Source organism: Glycomyces amatae (assembly GCF_020991375.1).
GTDB lineage: Bacteria > Actinomycetota > Actinomycetes > Mycobacteriales > Micromonosporaceae > Glycomyces > Glycomyces amatae.
Map to the genome: position 1 here is coordinate 137,877 of NZ_JAJLQZ010000011.1, position 16,714 is coordinate 154,590.

The window sequence follows — 16,714 nt, forward strand, 5'->3', positions numbered from 1 at the left end:
GCGGTCCAACCCGAACGGGCGCACACGGAGTCCGACCGGATGCGGCCGGGAGGAGTCGCCGCGGCCGGGCCGCCTCGGACCGCGGCGTCAGACGACGGGCCGCCGCCGTCGACCGGAGCCGGATCACGGCGGCGGCCCGCGACACGCCCATAGCGGCGAGCCGTACTCGCGTTCGGCGGGCAGCCGGAGAGGGCGCGTCCCGAAGCGTGGACTCGCCGGTCCCGGGGTACCCGGGCCGCATGACGACGCATCTGGGTTTGCCGAAGTCCTACTGGATCGCCTCGACCGCCGCGACGGCGTACCCGCCCGTCGAGGAGGGGGCGGAGGCCGACGTCGCCGTGGTCGGCGGCGGGATCGCCGGGCTGTGCACGGCGTGGGAGCTGGCCCGGGCGGGCCGCTCGGTGGCGGTGGTCGAGGCCGACCGCATCGCCGCCGGCGTCACCGGCCACACCACGGCGAAGCTCAGCGCCCAGCACGGGCCGATCTACAGCCACCTGAAGGACACGTTCGACGCCGACGCCGCCCGGCACTACGCGGCCGCGCAGACCGACGCCGTCGAGCACGTCGCGGCCCTCGTGGAGGAGCTGGGGATCGACTGCGCCTTCGAGCGGGCCCCCTCGTTCGTCTACACCGAGTCCGAGGAGCGGGTGGAGGCCATGCGCGCCGAGGCCGAGGCCGCGCGCGAAGCGGGCCTGGACGCCTCGTTCACGACCGAGACCGGCCTGCCGTACCCCGTCGCGGGGGCGGTCCGCGTCGAGGGCCAGGCCCAGTTCCACCCCCGCCGGTTCCTGCTGGCGCTCGCCGATGACCTGGTCGCCAGGGGCGGCAGGATCTACGAGGGCTCCCGCATGGTCGACCTCGAGTCCGGCGACGACGGGCACCTGCTCACCATGGAGACCGGCGCCCGGCTCCGGGCCGCCGAGGTCGTGATCGCGACCCACTTCCCGGTGATCGACCGGCTGAAGCTCTTCCCGCGCCTGACCCCGAACCGCGAGCTCGTGGTCGCCGCGGCGATCCCGGCGTCCGCCGACCCGGGCGGCATGTACATCACCGGCGACGGCGGGACGCGCTCGGTGCGCACCGCGCCGTTCGACGGGGACCGGCGGCTGCTGATCGTGACCGGCGAGTCCTTCACGCCCGGCGACCCGGACACGGCGGGGCGGCTGGACGTCCTGGCCGCCTGGACGGCCGAGCGGTTCGGGACCGAGCGGCTGGAGTACTACTGGGCCGCGCAGGACGACTCGACCCCCGACAAGGTCCCGTACGTGGGCGCGCTGAAGGACGGCGGCGGCCTCTCCGTCGTCTGCGGGTTCGGCGGCTGGGGCATGAGCAACGGGGTCGCGGCCGGGCGGATCATCGCGGGCCTCAGCGGCGGCGAGGCCCCCGAGTGGGCCGGGCTGTTCGACCCCGGGCGCTTCCACCCGGTCAAGGAGGCGTCCAAGATCGCCTCCGCGCAGGGCAAGGTCGCCAAGCACTTCATCGCGGACCGCGTCCCGAAGGCCCCGCCCGCCTCCCCCGAGGACCTGGGGCGCGGCGAGGGCGCGGTGATGCGCGTGGACGGCGCGCTCCGGGCGGTCTACCGCGACGAGGACGGCGGCCTGCACACGCTGTCGGCCGCCTGCACGCACCTGGGCTGCGTGGTCGGGTTCAACGACGCCGAGCGCACGTGGGAGTGCCCGTGCCACGGCTCGCGGTTCTCCACGCGCGGCGCCGTGCTCCAGGGCCCGGCGACCAAGCCGCTCCAGCGGCACCCGGCCGACGGCTGAGCGCGCAACGGCCGGCGGCCGCGGCCGCCGGCCGTTTCAAGTCCCGGACACCATAGAAGCCGCTGACCTTCTCATGAAGGACAGCGGCTTCGTGTTCGTGAGCTGGAGAACTAGATGGTGCGCAGGTTCGCGGCCTGCGGACCCTTCTGGCCCTGCTCGATGTCGAATTCGACCCGCTGGTTCTCTTCGAGCGACTTGAAACCGGTGCCGGTGATCGCGGAGAAGTGAACGAAGACGTCGGGGCCGTCCCCCTCCGGAGCGATGAAGCCGAAGCCCTTTTCAGAGTTGAACCACTTCACGGTGCCTTGCGCCATTTAATACATATCCTTGGTGTTGATGCTCGGGCCGTCGACCTCGCCTCCCAGCCGTACTGCACTGGTCGGTTCCGCCGGCGATCCGATATTGCCGCCATTGCTGGCGCTTCACCCCTCCGGTCCCTATGGAAACAGAGCGGCCTCTGGACCTTACCGCACAACCGCCCCTTTCCGCCCGTCGAACGCGGAGACACTGCTCATATTTCTTGGCCGTCCGCCGCCGGGCGCGCCCGGCGGCGGTTCTGCGGAAGCGCTCCGTACCGCGGCGTTTACCACCAGTGGCCGCGGGAACTAGACCACGACACGCGACTGGGAGGCGAACGCGATGAAGGCTGTGGTGTGGCACGGCACCGGGGACATCCGTCTCGACGAGGTGCCCGACCCGAAGATCCAGGATCCGAACGACGCGGTCGTGCGGATCACGCGCAGCGCGATCTGCGGCACGGACCTGCACATGGTGCGCGGCACGCTGCCGGGCATGGTCGAGGGCACGGTCCTGGGGCACGAGGCCGTGGGCGTGGTCGAGGAGACCGGTCCGGACGTGCGCGGGTTCAGCCCCGGCGACCGGGTCGCGGTGACCTCCACGATCGGGTGCGGCACGTGCTCGTACTGCCGGGCGGGCTACTTCGCGCAGTGCGACACCGCCAACCCCAACGGGCCCGCCGCGGGCACGTGCTTCTTCGGCGGGCCGAAGAGCACCGGCCCGGTGGACGGGCTCCAGGCCGAGTACGCCCGCGTCCCGTACGCGATGACCAGCCTGGTCCGCCTCCCCGACGCGGTGGGCGACGACCAGGCGATCCTGCTCTCGGACATCTTCCCCACCGCGTGGTTCGGCGCGGAGCTCGCCGAGGTCTCCTGCAGGGACAGCGTGCTGGTGCTGGGCGCGGGCGTGGTCGGGCAGTTCGCGATCGCCTCCGCGAAGCGGCAGGGCGCCGGGCGGGTGCTCGTCGTCGACGGCATCGCGTCCCGGCTGGACAAGGCGCGCGAGCAGAACGCCGAGGTGATCGACTTCAACGCCGAGGACCCGGTCGAGGTCGTCAAGGACCTCACCCGCGGCATCGGCGTCGACCGCGTCATCGAGGCCGTGGGCGTGGACGCCCAGCGGCCGAAGAGCGGACCGGCCGCCGCGAAGACCGACGAGCGGGCCGAGCAGTTCGCGAAGGAGCGGGAGCAGGCCGCGCCCGACGCGAACCCGAGCGGCGACCTGTGGGTGCCCGGCGACGCGCCGAGCCTCGCCTTCCGGTGGGCCGTGGAGGCCGTGGCGAAGGCCGGCAGCATCGGGATCATCGGCGTCTACCCGCCCGGCTTCGAGACCTTCCCGATCGGCGCGGCGATGAACAAGAACCTCACCGTGAAGATGGGCAACTGCAACCACCGCCGGTACCTGCCGGGGCTCCTCGACCTGGTGGTCGAGGGCACCGTGGACCCGACCGCGTTCATCACGCAGCACGAGCCGCCCGTCGACGCCGTCGAGGCGTACGAGACGTTCGACCGCCGCGAGGAGGGCTGGCTCAAGACCGTCCTGGACGTGGCGTGAGCGCGGCGGTCAGTTGTCGGGGATCCAGTTGCCGTGCAGTCCGAGCGGGACTCGGGCGGGCAGGTGGACGCGGGCGAGCGGCGCGCCGGTGAAGTCCTGCGCGGCGAGGACGACCAGGTCCGCCGCGCCGCGGTCGGGGTCGTGGACGTAGAGCAGGTTGTAGCCGTCGTCCTCGGCGGCGGCGGTGGCCGCGGGCACGAACACGGTCTCGCCGGCGGCGGCGTCGCGGCCGAACTCGTGGGTCTCGGTGGTGCCGGCGACCAGGTCGTGCTTGAGGACGGCGTTGGAGAAGCCCTCGTCGGGGCGGTCGGGTTCGAGGGCGCTCGGCGCGGCGTACAGCTCGGTGGAGGCCGAGTAGCCGTACCGGTAGGGGCGGCCGGAGTAGCGGCCGTTGAGGCGCGGGAAGTCCTGCGGGCGGTCGTGCAGCAGCTCGGTGCGGACCTTGCCGGCGGCGAGGTCGACGGTCCACCGCTCCAGGACCGGGCGCCCGGCGCCGATGTCGGCGATCGCGAACCGGCCCCGGTGGACGACCACGTCGGCGACGACGGCGCCGTGCTCCTCGTAGGCGTTGAGGGTGTGGCCGACCATGCCCGGCGGCAGGTCCATCCACCGCACCTCGCCGCCCTCGCGGGGCATGACGCCGAGCTGCGCGGGCAGCTCCTCCTTCCAGCCGAAGGGCACGCCGGTGGCGAGCAGCTCCGGGTCGAACACCAGCGGCGAGGTGTAGATGAGCACGTGGTGGTCGGTGAGGCCGAAGTCGTGCAGGTAGGGGAAGGTGGGCGCGGGGATGCTCGTCGCGCGGCGCACGGTCCCGCCGGGCTCGAAGACGATGTGCTGGATGAAGTCGACGCCGTATCGGAAGGCCAGCGAGTGCATCTCCCCGGTGCGGTGGTCGTACTTGGTGTGGGCGTTGGCGTTGAAGCCCTCGGGGGTCGCGCCCAGGTCGCAGGGGCCGACGGTGTCGAGGTCGCCGGTGAGCTCGTAGGGCGCCAGGCCGCCTTCGATGAGGGCGTAGAAGCGGCCGCCGTGGCCGGCGACCTGGACGTTGGGCGCGAAGTCGAAGCGCTCGTCGACGGGGCGGCCGCGGCGGGGCTCGCCCAGCCGGTCGGCCACCGAGGCCGAGCGGACCCAGCGGTTGCGGTACCACTCGGCGCGGCCCTCGCGCAGGCGCACGCCGTGGACCATGCCCTCGCCGAGGGTCCAGATGTGGGCGGCGGGGTCCTCGATGCCGAGGGGGTTGGGGCCGATGCGCAGGTAGCGGCCGTTCAGGTCGTCGGGGATCCTGCCGGTGACGGGCAGGTCGAACGCAGTGGTCTCCTCGGCGACCGGGGCGAAGTTGCCGCGGGTGTAGCGGGTGAGGTTCACGGGGGGCTCCCTTCGGTCTCGGTGCGGCGCACCGATTTATACAAACGTATCATACGGATGTGTAAATCAGGGGCGGCGGTTAGGATCACCGCATGGGACACCGAGAGGACCTGCTCGAGGGCGCGAAGCGCTGCCTGGTCGAGCGCGGCTACAGCCGGACCACCGCCCGCGACATCGTCGAGGCGTCGAACACCAACCTCGGTTCGATCGGCTACCACTACGGCACCAAGGACCGGCTGCTCCTCCAGGCCATGGTCGAGATGTCCGGCGAGCTCGCCGTCCGGATGATGACGGTGGACGTCGGCGGCGGCGACGCCGAGTCGCGGCTGCTCGCCTTCTGGGAGGGCATGATCGCGTCCTTCCGCGCCGACCCCGGCCTCTGGAAGGCGAACATCGAGATCCTGGCCCAGACGCTGCACGACGACGAACTCCGCTCGAGTCTGGCGGCGACGCAGGAGGAGGGGCGCACCGGGATCGGCCGCCACCTCACCCCCGAAGCGCCCGAGGCGAACCGGGCCGTCGGGTCGGTCCACTTCGCGCTCATCGTGGGCGTGATGTCCCAGCACCTCCTCGACCCTGCGCGGGCGCCGAGCGCGGCGGACGTCGTCGCGGGCCTGCGGGCGATCGGCGGCGGCCTCCGCGCGGATTGAGCCGCACCGCGCGCTCTCGTGAGGACCGGAATGCGGTCGACCGGACGCGGGAGCGGTGCTAGGGTCGCGGGCATGGAATTCCTTCTGCTCTACGGCTGAGACGGCCGGGGCAAGCCCCGCTCCCCCGTATGACCATGCGCCCCCGGCGAATCCGGCCGCGCATCGGTTCACCATGTCCGATTCAGACGTAGTACGGAAGAGAGAGAACCTCCATGACGCGCCATCGCGCCCACATCGCCATGATCGGCATTCCCGCCGTCAGCCACGTCCTGCCGAGCCTCGAGATCATCCGCGAGCTGGTCGCCCGGGGCCACCGGGTCACCTACGCCAACGACCCGGCCGCGGCCGACCTCATCGCGCCCACCGGCGCCGAGCTCGTGCCCTACGCCTCCTCGCTCCCGGTCGCCGACAACGACTGGCCCGAGGACCCCATCGGCGCCATGGGCGTCTTCCTCGACGACGCGGTCCAGGCGCTCCCGCAGCTGCGCGAGGCCTACGACCGCGACCCGGCCGACCTGTACCTGTACGACATCGGCGCCTACCCCGCCCGCGTCATCGCCGAGACGCAGGGGCGGCCGCTCATGCAGCTCTCCCCCACGTACGTGTCCTGGGAGGGCTACGAGGAGGAGGTCGCCGCGCACCTCTGGGCGCTGCCGGGCGCCGACGCGTACCGGGAGCGGTTCACGCGGTGGCTCGCCGAGTCCGGGGCGGTCACCACCGACATGGACGCCTTCGCCGGCAGGCCCTCGCAGGCCCTGGCGACGATCCCGAAGGCGATGCAGCCCAACGCCGACCGGGTCGACACGAGCACGGTCACCTTCGTCGGGCCCTGCTTCGACCTGCGGTCGGGCTCGGACGACTGGACCCGGCCCGCGGAAGCGGAGCGGGTGCTGCTGGTCTCGCTGGGCTCGGCGTACACGCGGCAGCCGGAGTTCTACCGCCGGTGCCTGGCGGCCTTCGGCGACCTGCCCGGGTGGCACGTGGTGCTCCAGATCGGCAAGTACGTCGACCCCGCCGAGCTCGGCGCGATACCGTCCAATGTCGAGGTCCACTCGTGGGTGCCGCAGCGGGCGGTCCTGGAGCGGGCCGACGCGTTCGTGACCCACGCCGGGATGGGCGGCTCCAGTGAGGGGCTGCTGGCGGGCGTGCCGATGATCGCCGTCCCGCAGGGCGTCGACCAGTTCACGAACGCCGACCGGCTCGTGGAGCTGGGCGTGGCCCGCCGCATCGACACCGCCGACGCGACCGCCGAGGCGCTGCGGACGGCGCTGGAGGAGCTGGTCGGCGACCCGGAGGTGGCCCGCAGGTCGGAGCGGCTGCGCGCCGAGGCGCTGGCCGAGGGCGGCACGAAGCGCGCCGCCGACCTCGTCGAGGCGCTGCTGGACCGGTAGGGCAGGGACTCGCGGCTCCCCGTCCGCGCACCGGGCGGGGAGCCGCGGGGAGCGACGGAGCGGAGGAGCGGCATGGCGAAGCGGGACGCGGGCACGGTGTGGACCATCGGCCACTGGACGTGCCCGCCGCCCGTCGTGCTCGACACCCTCGAATCGGCGGGCGTCGAGGTGGTGGCCGACGTGCGCAAGCTGCCCGGATCGCGCCGCAGCCCGCAGTTCGACGCCGACGCGATGCCGTCGTGGCTGGGGGCGGCCGGGATCGGCTACGCGCACCTGCCCGAGCTCGGCGGCCGGCGCCCGAAGCGGCGGGACGTCGATCCGGACCGCAACGCCGGGTGGCGGAACGCGAGCTTCAGGAACTACGCCGACTACACGCTGACGCCCGAGTTCGCGGCGGGCCTGGAGCGGCTGACCGGGATGGCGGGCGAGCGGCGCGTCGCCCTCATGTGCGGCGAGCCGATGCCCTGGCGCTGCCACCGCCTGCTCATCGCCAACACGCTGGCGGCCCGCGGATGGACCGTGGTGCACCTGGTCAACGGCGCCGAGCCGCGTCGGCACGAGCTGGGGCAGTGGGGCGCGAAGCCCGCCGTGGCCGAAGACGGCACCGTGACCTACCCCGGGGAGTGAGCCCGTCCCGGAGGCGCCTCAGGCGGCGGGGGGCTCCGGGCCAGGGACTGGGCCGCGAGCCTCGCGGCGCCCAGTTCCGCCGGGCCCGCCTCGGTGACGGCGGCGCCGGGCCAGGCCTCGGCGAGCCGGGCCCGGACGCCCTCGCGGACCGGTCCGCAGTGGCGCAGGACGCTGCCGGAGAGGACGATCGGATCGGTCTCGCCGGGTTCGCGCACGGAGGCGACCGCGGCGGCGAGGTGCCCGGCGGCCTCGTCCAGGATCGCGGCCGCATGGCCGTCGCCGGCCAGGGCCGCCTCGGTGACCAGGGGCGCGAGCCGGTCGAGGGTGCGGGGCGGGCGGCGGTGGACGGCCGCGGCGAACGCGTCGGCGGTGGCGTCGGCGGCGCCGTGGACGGCGCGCGCGACGAGGCCGGTGAGCACCGCGGACGGGTGCCCGGACTGGAGCCGCGCGGCGGTGTCGGCGGCGGCGCGGCGCCCGATCCAGAAGCCCGAGCCGCGGTCCCCGAGGAGCCAGCCGAGGCCGTCCCCGACGCGGGTGATGCGGTCGCCGTCGATCCGGGCCGCCGCCGCGCCGGTCCCGGCGATGAGGACCGTGCCCAGCGGTTCGTCGGTGCCCGAGGCGAACGCGACCTGGGCGTCGCCGACGGCGCGCATCGGGCAGCGGAGCCCGGCGGCGTCCCAGGCGCGCTGGAACGCCGCCGCGGTGTCGCGGTCGTCGAAGCCGCTGACCCCGGCCAGGCCGAGGACGGCTGCTCCGACGAGCGCGGGATCGGTGCCGGCCAGGGCGCCCCGCAGGGCGCGGGCGACCTCGGCGGCGGCGAGCTCGGGCGGGACGGCGAGCGGGTTGCCCCCGCCCGCGACGCCCCTGCCCACGATCTCGCCGCCCGCGGTGGTCACGACGGCGCGGGAGGAGGTCCCGCCGACGTCCAGGCCGAGCACCAGATCATTCACGGGATCAGCATGCCCCCAGGTCGGTCCATTGCGGCGTCCAGCCCGGCTCGGAGCCCTGGGTCCACCAGTTGGCGCGCCACAGGTGCTCGCCGTCGCCAGACTTGGGGCCGTTCGGGTCGCCGTGGGCGCTGCGCTCGTGGACGACCGTGTCGCCCTCGGTGTAGACCGAGGAGAACGCCCAGTCCGCGGCGGTGTCGCAGTCGGCGCCGCCGGGCGGGTCGGTCGGGTCGGTCGGCGGGTCGGTGGGATCGGTGGGCGGGTCGGTCGGCGTGGGGCACTCGCCGCCGCCGGTGCCCACGGTGTCGGTGTGGTCCACGCCGTCGGCGCGGTAGCCCGCGACGCGGGCGTTCACATCGGCGGGGCTGAGGACCTCGCCGGCGCTGTGCATGACGTAGTCGACCTGCTGGGTGTAGACGGAGGTGGCGCCGGTGTGGGCGGCGGTGTCGATGAACCACAGGTTGAAGTTGAGGGACATGGGGGTCTCCGGGTAGTACTTCCCGGAGTGGTCGGCGACGAGCTCGCCGTCCACGTAGTACTTGACGTGGCCGTCCGCGACGGTGAAGACGAGGTCGTGCCAGCCCGCGAAGCTCTCGCGCTGCGCGGTGTGGGTGTTGTCGGCGATCCAGGGCTCGGCCTGGTAGGTCTCCCAGGTGGTCTGGTAGAGGATCGGGCCGGTCTCGCCCCAGCCGCCGTTGGGCAGGTACTCGAAGTCGATCTCCCCGTAGTCGGGGTCGAGCGGCGCGTCCAGCGGGGTGATGGTGAAGAAGGTCTCGACGAGGTGGTCGCCGTCGGCGCCGCTGTCGGGCGTGTCGGTGAAGTTGACGCGGGCCGCGTAGGTGCCCTCGAAGAACTTCCGCTGGTGGAGGAGTTCGGCGTGGCTGGTGCCCGCGCCGGTGCCGTCGGTGGCCGCGCGCAGCTGGAGCGTGTCGGCGCCGTCGACGGTGGGGAACGAGACGTTGCCCGCGGGCCAGGCGGCGCCGGGCACGCCCGGTCCGCCCGCGTTGGTGCGCACGGTCCAGCCGCGCGCGCCGATGTCGGGGTCGGCGGACGAGTCGTAGGCGAAGTCGTCGAACAGGACGCCGTCGCAGGCGGGTTCGGCGGCGTCGGCGGTGGCGGTGCGGCCGAGGCCGGTCGCGGTGACGGTCGCGGCCGCGGCGACGGCGAGGACCGCCGCCGCCACGCCCGCGAGACCGCGTCGTGAGGTGAGGGTGGTTGGCATGTCGAGCTCCCTTTCCGAGTGAACTCTGGTGGGATCGGTCATCGGACGGCGCCGGCGGTGAGGCCGGCGCGGATCTGGCGTTGGAACAGGAGGTAGGCGAGGAGGACCGGGAGGATCGCGATGATCAGCCCGGCGAACAGGCCGGAGAAGTCGCTCCGGTAGCCCTGGCTGACGGCGAGCGCCGCGAGCCCCTGGGCGAGGACGTACCGGTCGGGGTCGGGGTTGAGGACCAGGGGCAGCAGGTACTGGTTCCACAGCCCGAGGAAGTTGAAGATGCCGACGCTCACCATGCCGGGGCGGGCCATGGGCAGCATGACGCGGAAGAACACGCCGGTGTGCGAGCAGCCGTCGAGGAAGGCGGCCTCGGCGGTGGCCGAGGGCAGGCTCCGGAAGAACGCGTGCAGGAAGAACACGGTGAACGGCAGCGCGTAGGCGGCGTAGACGAGGATCAGGCCGTGGTAGGTCCCGAGCATCCCGAGCTGGTCGACCACGAAGAACAGGGGCACGAGGGCGAGGAACACCGGGAAGAGCATCCCGGCGACGAGCGCGTAGTAGACGAGCCGGTTGCCGGGGAACTCGTAGCGGGCCAGGCAGTAGGCGCAGAGGGCGCCCAGGAGCATGACCAGGGCGAGGGCGCCGCCGACGACGATGACGGTGTTGAGCAGGTAGCGGCCGATGGAGGCCTCGTTCCAGGCGCGGGCCCAGTTCTCCCAGTGCGGCGTCGAGGGCAGGGTCCAGGGGCTGTCGAAGATCTCGGCGTCGGTCTTCAGGGAGGAGAGGACGGCCCAGGCCAGGGGCAGGGTCACGAGCGCGGCCCAGGCGGCGAGCACCAGGTGGAGGGCACCGTTGGAGAGTCGGGTCATGCGAGCTCCACCCGTTCGCTTCTGGTGGCGCGCAGCGCCAGGGCGGTCAGGGTGAGGGTGATGAAGAAGAGCGTCACGCCCATGGCGGCGGCGTAGCCGAACTCGCCGTAGGTGAACGCGGCCCGGTAGAGGGTCAGGCCCATGACCTCGGTGGCGTTGTCGGGGCCGCCGGGGCCGACGGTCATGATCTGCACCAGCGCGAACCCGTCGAGGGCGAGGATGCCGAGGTAGACGTAGGCGACCTGGACGCTGTCGCGCACGAGCGGGAGGGTGATGCGGCGGAAGAGGGTGAAGCGCCCGGCGCCGTCCAGTGTGGCGGCCTCGACGACGTCGGCGGGGATCGAGTCCATCGCGGCGGTGAAGAGCACCACGTAGAAGCCGACGGCGGACCAGACCATCACGGCGGCGACGGCGGGCAGGGCGGTGGCGGGGTCGGCGAGCCAGGACCGCTGGAGGGCGTCGAGCCCGACGGCGCCGAGCAGTCCGTTGAGGAGGCCGTCGCCGGGCGTGTAGACGAACTGGAACAGCACGCCGAGGATGGCGACGGACAGCAGCTGCGGGAAGAAGTAGACGACCCGGTAGAGCCCGGAGCCGCGCACGCCTTTGCGCCGCGCGCCGCCGCCGGTGAGGCACGCGGCGAAGAACAGGGCGAGCGCGATGGTGGCGAGCGGGACGGCCAGGAGCAGGAGGCCGTTGTTGCGCAGGGCGGCCAGGAACAGCGGGTCGCCCCACAGCTCGGCGAAGTTCGCGAGGCCGACGAAGCCGGCCTCGGCGGAGAGGCCGTTCCAGTCGGTCAGGGCGAGGTGGAACGCCTGGGCGTAGGGCGATACGACGAAGACGCCGTAGAGCAGCAGGGGCGGTGCGAGCGCCCCGATCAGGAACCGGTACTTGCCGTGTCGCATGGCTCGGCCTCCCCTCCCGCGGGCCGTCAGCGCTCGTGCTTGGCGATGGTGTCGTCCGCCGCGGTCTGGTCGGCGGCCTGCTGGATGCGGTCGGCCCACTGCTCGGGGTCGGCGCGTCCGGTGAGGAGCTCGCCGGTGGCGTCGTCGACGGCCTTGGCGAGCTCGGGGTACCAGGTGCGGTACTTGTAGCCGAAGACGTGCTCGCCGGCGGTGTCGAGGGCGGCGGCGACCGAGGCGAGGCCGGGGGCGAGGTCGAGGCCTTCGGTGGCGCCCTTGACGACCGGCATGGCCCTGGCGGACTCGGCGAAGCCGCGGGCGACCTCGCCGGAGAACAGGCACCGGAGGTATTCGAGGCCGCCGCGGGGGTTGAGGGCCTGGGCGGGGACGAGGAACGACTCGCTGCTGGCGCCTTGGACGGCGCCGTCGGGGAGGGCGTCGGCGGCGGTGAGCGCGGGGAGGGCGGCCAGGGTCATGTCGAAGCCCTCGGGGGTGACGCCCTGCTGCTCGCCTTCGAGCCAGGAGCCGCACGGGATGAACGCGGCCTGGCCGCCCGACCAGGCGTTCTGGGCCTCGGTGTGGGACAGGCCCTCGGAGCCTTCGAGGAGGTGGCCGCCGGTGACGAGGCGGTGGATCGCGTCGGCGGCGGCGAGGACGCCGTCCTGGCGCCAGGCGTCGGGTTCGAGGTTGTCGACGGCGCGGACGAGTTCGAGCCCGCCGGCCTTGGCGGCGAGGGACTGGAGCGGGTCCATCATGTACTCGGGGTACTTGCCCTGCCAGGTCCAGGGGGCGATGCCGGCCGCCTTGATCTCGCCGCACAGGGCGATCATGTCGTCCCAGGTGGCCGGGTAGGTCCAGCCGTGCTCGTCGAACAGGCTGCGGGAGTACCAGACGCCCCAGACCACATAGGAGTAGTTGAGGAAGTAGGCGGTGCCGTCGAGGGTGCCGTCCTCGACGACGCCGGGCAGGAGCGTGTCGCGCACCGGCACGGACGGGTCGTCGAGACTGGGGGCGTCGAGGAGTTCGGCGAGGTCGGTGAGCTGCCCGGCGTCGGCGAGGGCGGCGATGTCGAGCCGTCCGGCGCCGGTGTTGTCGACGACGTCGGGCGGCTCCCCCGCGACGAAGCGCGGCTGGAGGACCTCGCCGACCTTCTGGAGCCCTTCATGGGTGACCGCGGCGCCCGGGTGGCGCTCCTCGTAGAGGGTGACGGCGTGCCGGGTGTACTCGTCGCCGTAGCCGCCGTCGAACATGACGACCTCGAGGTCGGTGTCGGCGGGGACGCCGAGGGGGTTCTCGTCGGTGACGGCGCCGGTCGCCTGCTCGGCGGGGTCCGAGCCGCCGGCGGTGACGCAGCCGGAGAGGGCGGCCGCGGCGCCCGCGGCGGTGGAGGCGCGCAGGACGGTGCGTCGGGTGGGGTTCATGAGGGGCCTCGGCTTTCGGTGGTTCAGGCGGTGCGGCGGATGCGCCCGGCGTAGCGGGACTCGAGTCGGGTGTTGTGGTCGTCGCCGCCGGGAATGTTGGCGGACAGGTAGATCGGCGGGGTCTGGCCGGCGTCGACGAGGTGCTGGACGGCTTCGGCGACGATCATCTGGGCGAGGACGGCGGCGGTGACCGAGGAGACGGCGCCCACGGCGCCGCCGCCGGGGACGGGGAGCGCGGCGTCGCCGTAGGGGGCGCCGTTGTCGAGGACGACGTCGGCGATGTCGGCGAGGCGGCGGCCGGAGGGGTGGCGCGAGGGGGTCCCCGCGCTGTGCTCGGCGGAGGTGAAGGCGATGAGGGGGTGGCCGCGCTCCTTCACGAGGAGGGCGAGTTCGACCACGACGCCGTTGATGCCGGAGTTGGAGGCGATCGCGAACACGTCGGCGGGTTCGACGGGGGCGGTGTCGAGCAGTCGCCTGGCGACGTCGGGGTTCCGTTCGAGGAAGGGGTCTTCGAGGGTCTCGCGCGGCAGTCCCGCCTGGAGGACGAGGTCGCGCAGGGCGATGCGGTTGGAGGGCACGAAGCCCCCGGCGCGTCCGGCGAGCTCCATGGCGAGGGCCTCGGAGTGGCCGGAGCCGAAGGCCTGGAGGACGCCGCCCGCGCCGATGGCGTCGGCGACGAGGCGCGCGGCCTCGCTCACCGCCGCGGCCTGGCCCTCGCCGACGCGGCTCACGGTCGCGAGGACGAGGTCGAGGTAGGCGCGTCCGGTGAGGCGGTCGGGTGCGTCGGTCATGAGTCCTCCTGGGATCGGGTGCGGCGGCCGCGGTTCGGTTCATCGGCGAACCGGTGGGCCTGGACGGCGCGGGCAGTGACCTCGAACGCCTCGGTGGTGCGCTCGTAGGTGCGCTGCGCGACCGCGACGTAGACGAGGTCGAGGACGAGCAGCTGCGAGTGGAGCGCCGAGAGGGCGGCGAGGCGGAACGTGGTCTCGTGGACGGCGGTCGTGAGGACCACGTCGGCGGCCTGCGCCAGCGGGGAGCGGTCGAAGGAGGTGACGGCGACGGTGAGCGCGCCCTGCTCCCTCGCCTCGGCGAGGACCTCGACGACCTCGCGGGTGCGGCCCGAGTGGGAGAGGCCCACGGCGACGTCGCCGGGCCGCAGGAGCGCGGCGTTGGTGAGCGCGGTGTGGGCGTCGGGCCGGAACCAGCAGGGGACGCGGATGCGCTCCAGCCGGAACGCGAGTTCGCGGGCGGCGGTGCCGCTGCTGCCGAGGCCGACGAGCTCGACGCGGCCCGCTTCGGCGACGGCGCCCGCGACGCGGTCGATCCGGTCGAGGTCGATCCGGGCCGCGGTCTCCTGGATGGCGCGGGAGTCGGCGCTGGCGACGACGCCGAGGACGCGGTCGAGCGGGTCGCCCGGTTCGATCTCGCGGTCGATGTCGGTGGCCCAGCGGGCCTGCTCGGCGCGGCCGCCCTCGGCGGCGAGGGCGACGCGGAGCGCGGCGTAGCCGGAGAAGCCGAGGACGCGGCAGAAGCGGGTGACGGTGGCCGTGGAGGTCCCGGCCCGGTCGGCGAGGTCGGCGATGGACGCCCGGGTGGCGGCGTCGGGGTCTTCCAGGATCTGCGCCGCGACCCGTTGCAGGGCATCGGGAAGCGATGGCAGCTCCATTCGGAGCCGTCCGACGACGCCCTGGTTGCGCAACGTGGCTGTCACCGAAATTTCCTTTCATTGAAGTTTCCTTATGAAGAAAATTACGATGATCTGGCCGGGAAGTCAATCATCGGAGAGAATAAATTTCATCGGGCGGCCGGGCGCGGAGACGCCGAGGGGCCCAGGCGTTCGCCTGGGCCCCTCGGCGTCTCAGGGTCTACTCGAAGGGCCGGACGACGGTGAGCAGGACGACCGCGTCCTCGATCGCCTCGAGGTCGTAGTCCCCCACCTCCCGCACGGTGATCACCTCGAACGGCGATCCCTCCTGGACGTCGCCGCCGGCGGACAGGCGCACGCGCCCGCGGATCACCAGGAAGGCCGTCTCGCCGGGGTTCGGGTTGTCGTCGAGGACGGCGCCGCGGTTCAGGGCGACGAGGGTCTGCCCGAGGACGCCGCCGTGGCCGCCGAGCACGGCCCGGCCCGCGCGCCCCGACGACGACTCCGCGGCGGCGCGCACGAGCTCTTCGACAACGGTTCCTTCTGCGCTGATCTGCATGAGGCCGATGCTATGCGCCTACCACGCCGCGCGGCGCCGTTCGGCGAAATCGCCGATGTTCCGTTGCCGGACATGGCCATGGACGGTCGCTGGGCGTCACGGCCGGAGGCGGATGAGGGCGACGCCGTAGAGGACCAGCCAGGCCGTCCAGATCAGCCAGCCCGCCAGCCCGATGAGGCCCAGCGGGCCGCCGTCGAGGATCACGGGAGTGAGGACGGCGGAGGCGAACTGGAGCGCGGCGGCGGCGAACCCCATGAGGGCCAGCCACTTCGGGATGATCCCGGCGCGCCTGCCGCTCATGGAGAGGCCGACCAGGGCGAGCGCGAGGAAAGTGCCGTTGAGGCCGAAGAGGGACTCGTGCAGGGCCCACAGGGCCGCCGCGCCCTCGTCGGCGCCGGTGTGCGCCAAGGCGAGGCGAACCGCGCTCACCGTCGTGATGTTGAGGTTCTGGAAGAGGATCCCGGCGAAGCCGACCAGCGCCCAGGCCTCGCCGCGTTCGGCCTCGGAGCGCCGGGCCGCGGCGACCGCGCCCGCCCCGAAGACGGTGGCGAGGGCCCAGACCGCCGGGAGGAACATCGTGCCGAGGTCCATCGCCGCGGGTTCGGACCCGAAGAACGCGACCGCCTCGTCGAGTCCGGAGCCGGGACTCGGCATCCCGGCCGGGACCAGGACGAGGACGTTGAGCAATAGGATCAGGGCCGCGAAGCCGATCCCCGCGATCCCGCCGAGGCGCGGGAACGCGGCAATATTGGTTTTACTACCCATATATTGAATATAGTCAGGGAAAGATTCGAGGGGACATGGGGACACCTTCCGGCCGCCGCGCCTACGACTCGCTGCGTCGGACCGACCAGGCGCAGCGCACGAAGGCCGAGATCGCGCAGGCCGCGCGGCGGCTGTTCACCGCGAACGGCTGGGCCGCGACCACGATCCGCGAGGTCGCCGAGGAGGCCGGGGTCGCCGTGCCGACGGTGTACGCGGCGTACAAGAACAAGACGGGCCTGGCGCTGGCCCTGGCCGACGCGGCCGACCTCACGGCGGACCTGCCGGCAGAGTTGGCCGGATTGGAAGCGGCACATGATGATCCGGCCGGGCAGCTCGCGGCCATGGCCGCCTACGACCGGCGCCTGTTCGAGCGTGCGGGTGACCTCATCGCAATGGTCCGCGAGGCCGGCCGCACCGAGCCCGAGCTCGCCGCGGTCTACCGCGCCGGCCGCCGCCGCGCCGACGCGTTCAGGACCGAGGTGTTCGCGGCCTGGCCGAAGGGCACGCTGAAGACGGAGGTGGGCGAGGCCGTGGACGTCTACGCGGCGCTGTGCAGCATCGACACGTACACGACACTGACCGAAGAGCGCTCCTGGAGCCCGGACCGGATCGAGGCGTGGTGGGCCGGGCTCCTGCCGAGGGAGCTGCTCGGGCCTTGACGGGCCCGGCCCCCCGGACCGGGCCGCGCGGGCGCCGCCGGTTGTCGTAGGCGCCCAATACCATGGCGCCGAACCGTATACGAC

The 16,714-nt window shown here is 73.2% G+C and carries 17 protein-coding genes; 6 read left to right on the forward strand and 11 right to left on the reverse strand.

The features are described from left to right. Positions 1–239: 239 nt before the first annotated feature. Positions 240–1,766, forward strand: coding sequence for an FAD-dependent oxidoreductase (locus tag LO763_RS17705; protein ID WP_230786757.1), 1,527 nt, complete (start codon positions 240–242; stop codon positions 1,764–1,766). A gap of 110 nt (positions 1,767–1,876) precedes the next feature. Here the strand turns inward: LO763_RS17705 and LO763_RS17710 are convergent, their stop codons facing one another. Next, positions 1,877–2,080 (reverse strand): cold-shock protein, encoded by a 204-nt coding sequence (locus tag LO763_RS17710; protein WP_230786759.1) that lies wholly within the window; start codon positions 2,078–2,080, stop codon positions 1,877–1,879. A 325-nt stretch (positions 2,081–2,405) separates the two neighbouring features. Between LO763_RS17710 and LO763_RS17715 the strand changes: the two genes are divergently transcribed. Further along, complete coding sequence (locus tag LO763_RS17715; RefSeq protein ID WP_230786760.1) at positions 2,406–3,617, forward strand: zinc-dependent alcohol dehydrogenase; 1,212 nt, start codon at positions 2,406–2,408, stop codon at positions 3,615–3,617. A 9-nt stretch (positions 3,618–3,626) separates the two neighbouring features. On the opposite strand, the gene LO763_RS17720 is transcribed toward LO763_RS17715, so the two are convergent. Then, on the reverse strand, positions 3,627–4,982 hold the full coding sequence (locus LO763_RS17720; protein ID WP_230786762.1) for a carotenoid oxygenase family protein: 1,356 nt from the start codon (positions 4,980–4,982) through the stop codon (positions 3,627–3,629). A 92-nt stretch (positions 4,983–5,074) separates the two neighbouring features. On the opposite strand from LO763_RS17720, the gene LO763_RS17725 reads away from it, so the two are divergent. From LO763_RS17725 to LO763_RS17735, 3 genes are all read left to right on the forward strand, one after another. Next, on the forward strand, positions 5,075–5,632 hold the full coding sequence (locus LO763_RS17725; RefSeq protein WP_230786764.1) for a TetR/AcrR family transcriptional regulator: 558 nt from the start codon (positions 5,075–5,077) through the stop codon (positions 5,630–5,632). 212 nt (positions 5,633–5,844) lie between these two features. After that, positions 5,845–7,023 (forward strand): macrolide family glycosyltransferase, encoded by a 1,179-nt coding sequence (locus LO763_RS17730; RefSeq protein ID WP_230786765.1) that lies wholly within the window; start codon positions 5,845–5,847, stop codon positions 7,021–7,023. 72 nt (positions 7,024–7,095) lie between these two features. After that, entirely contained in the window at positions 7,096–7,650 is a 555-nt protein-coding gene (locus LO763_RS17735; RefSeq protein WP_230786766.1) for a DUF488 domain-containing protein, read from the forward strand. Here the strand turns inward: LO763_RS17735 and LO763_RS17740 are convergent. The 9 genes from LO763_RS17740 to LO763_RS17780 all read right to left on the reverse strand — a co-directional run bounded on the left by LO763_RS17740 (position 7,635) and on the right by LO763_RS17780 (position 15,971). Further along, a complete protein-coding gene (locus tag LO763_RS17740; protein WP_230786768.1) occupies positions 7,635–8,600 on the reverse strand; it encodes an N-acetylglucosamine kinase in 966 nt (321 codons plus the stop codon). The two genes, LO763_RS17735 and LO763_RS17740, sit on opposite strands and share 16 nt — an antisense overlap. A gap of 4 nt (positions 8,601–8,604) precedes the next feature. Continuing rightward, positions 8,605–9,819, reverse strand: coding sequence for a family 16 glycosylhydrolase (locus tag LO763_RS17745; RefSeq protein ID WP_230786770.1), 1,215 nt, complete (start codon positions 9,817–9,819; stop codon positions 8,605–8,607). 38 nt (positions 9,820–9,857) lie between these two features. Then, on the reverse strand, positions 9,858–10,682 hold the full coding sequence (locus tag LO763_RS17750) for a carbohydrate ABC transporter permease (protein WP_230786771.1): 825 nt from the start codon (positions 10,680–10,682) through the stop codon (positions 9,858–9,860). Then, on the reverse strand, positions 10,679–11,584 hold the full coding sequence (locus LO763_RS17755; RefSeq protein WP_230786773.1) for a carbohydrate ABC transporter permease: 906 nt from the start codon (positions 11,582–11,584) through the stop codon (positions 10,679–10,681). Before LO763_RS17755 ends, LO763_RS17750 begins: the two co-directional genes overlap by 4 nt. Before the next feature lie 26 nt (positions 11,585–11,610). Next, positions 11,611–13,002, reverse strand: a complete 1,392-nt coding sequence (gene ngcE, locus LO763_RS17760) for an N-acetylglucosamine/diacetylchitobiose ABC transporter substrate-binding protein (protein WP_230786775.1) — start codon at positions 13,000–13,002, stop codon at positions 11,611–11,613. 23 nt (positions 13,003–13,025) lie between these two features. Next, complete coding sequence (locus LO763_RS17765) at positions 13,026–13,793, reverse strand: sugar isomerase domain-containing protein (RefSeq protein WP_230786777.1); 768 nt, start codon at positions 13,791–13,793, stop codon at positions 13,026–13,028. Beyond that, a complete protein-coding gene (locus LO763_RS17770) occupies positions 13,790–14,713 on the reverse strand; it encodes a MurR/RpiR family transcriptional regulator (protein WP_230786779.1) in 924 nt (307 codons plus the stop codon). The genes LO763_RS17765 and LO763_RS17770 overlap by 4 nt, the downstream gene beginning before the upstream one ends. A gap of 154 nt (positions 14,714–14,867) precedes the next feature. Continuing rightward, positions 14,868–15,206 (reverse strand): cupin domain-containing protein, encoded by a 339-nt coding sequence (locus LO763_RS17775; protein WP_230786780.1) that lies wholly within the window; start codon positions 15,204–15,206, stop codon positions 14,868–14,870. Positions 15,207–15,302: 96 nt separating this feature from the next. After that, positions 15,303–15,971, reverse strand: a complete 669-nt coding sequence (locus LO763_RS17780; protein ID WP_230786782.1) for a DUF4386 family protein — start codon at positions 15,969–15,971, stop codon at positions 15,303–15,305. A 35-nt stretch (positions 15,972–16,006) separates the two neighbouring features. Here LO763_RS17780 and LO763_RS17785 point away from each other — a divergent pair, with 35 nt between their 5' ends. Further along, positions 16,007–16,630, forward strand: coding sequence for a TetR/AcrR family transcriptional regulator (locus tag LO763_RS17785; RefSeq protein WP_230786784.1), 624 nt, complete (start codon positions 16,007–16,009; stop codon positions 16,628–16,630). Positions 16,631–16,714: the final 84 nt, after the last annotated feature.

Excerpts from the sequence above, each read along its gene's own strand:
- LO763_RS17705 (WP_230786757.1), top strand. The coding sequence starts at position 240 with ATGACGACGCATCTGGGTTTGCCGAAGTCCTACTGGATCGCCTCGACC.
- LO763_RS17710 (WP_230786759.1), bottom strand. The coding sequence starts at position 2,080 with ATGGCGCAAGGCACCGTGAAGTGGTTCAACTCTGAAAAGGGCTTCGGC.
- LO763_RS17715 (WP_230786760.1), top strand. The coding sequence starts at position 2,406 with ATGAAGGCTGTGGTGTGGCACGGCACCGGGGACATCCGTCTCGACGAG.
- LO763_RS17725 (WP_230786764.1), top strand. The coding sequence starts at position 5,075 with ATGGGACACCGAGAGGACCTGCTCGAGGGCGCGAAGCGCTGCCTGGTC.
- LO763_RS17730 (WP_230786765.1), top strand. The coding sequence starts at position 5,845 with ATGACGCGCCATCGCGCCCACATCGCCATGATCGGCATTCCCGCCGTC.
- LO763_RS17735 (WP_230786766.1), top strand. The coding sequence starts at position 7,096 with ATGGCGAAGCGGGACGCGGGCACGGTGTGGACCATCGGCCACTGGACG.
- LO763_RS17745 (WP_230786770.1), bottom strand. The coding sequence starts at position 9,819 with ATGCCAACCACCCTCACCTCACGACGCGGTCTCGCGGGCGTGGCGGCG.
- LO763_RS17750 (WP_230786771.1), bottom strand. The coding sequence starts at position 10,682 with ATGACCCGACTCTCCAACGGTGCCCTCCACCTGGTGCTCGCCGCCTGG.
- LO763_RS17755 (WP_230786773.1), bottom strand. The coding sequence starts at position 11,584 with ATGCGACACGGCAAGTACCGGTTCCTGATCGGGGCGCTCGCACCGCCC.
- ngcE (WP_230786775.1), bottom strand. The coding sequence starts at position 13,002 with ATGAACCCCACCCGACGCACCGTCCTGCGCGCCTCCACCGCCGCGGGC.
- LO763_RS17765 (WP_230786777.1), bottom strand. The coding sequence starts at position 13,793 with ATGACCGACGCACCCGACCGCCTCACCGGACGCGCCTACCTCGACCTC.
- LO763_RS17775 (WP_230786780.1), bottom strand. The coding sequence starts at position 15,206 with ATGCAGATCAGCGCAGAAGGAACCGTTGTCGAAGAGCTCGTGCGCGCC.
- LO763_RS17780 (WP_230786782.1), bottom strand. The coding sequence starts at position 15,971 with ATGGGTAGTAAAACCAATATTGCCGCGTTCCCGCGCCTCGGCGGGATC.
- LO763_RS17785 (WP_230786784.1), top strand. The coding sequence starts at position 16,007 with ATGGGGACACCTTCCGGCCGCCGCGCCTACGACTCGCTGCGTCGGACC.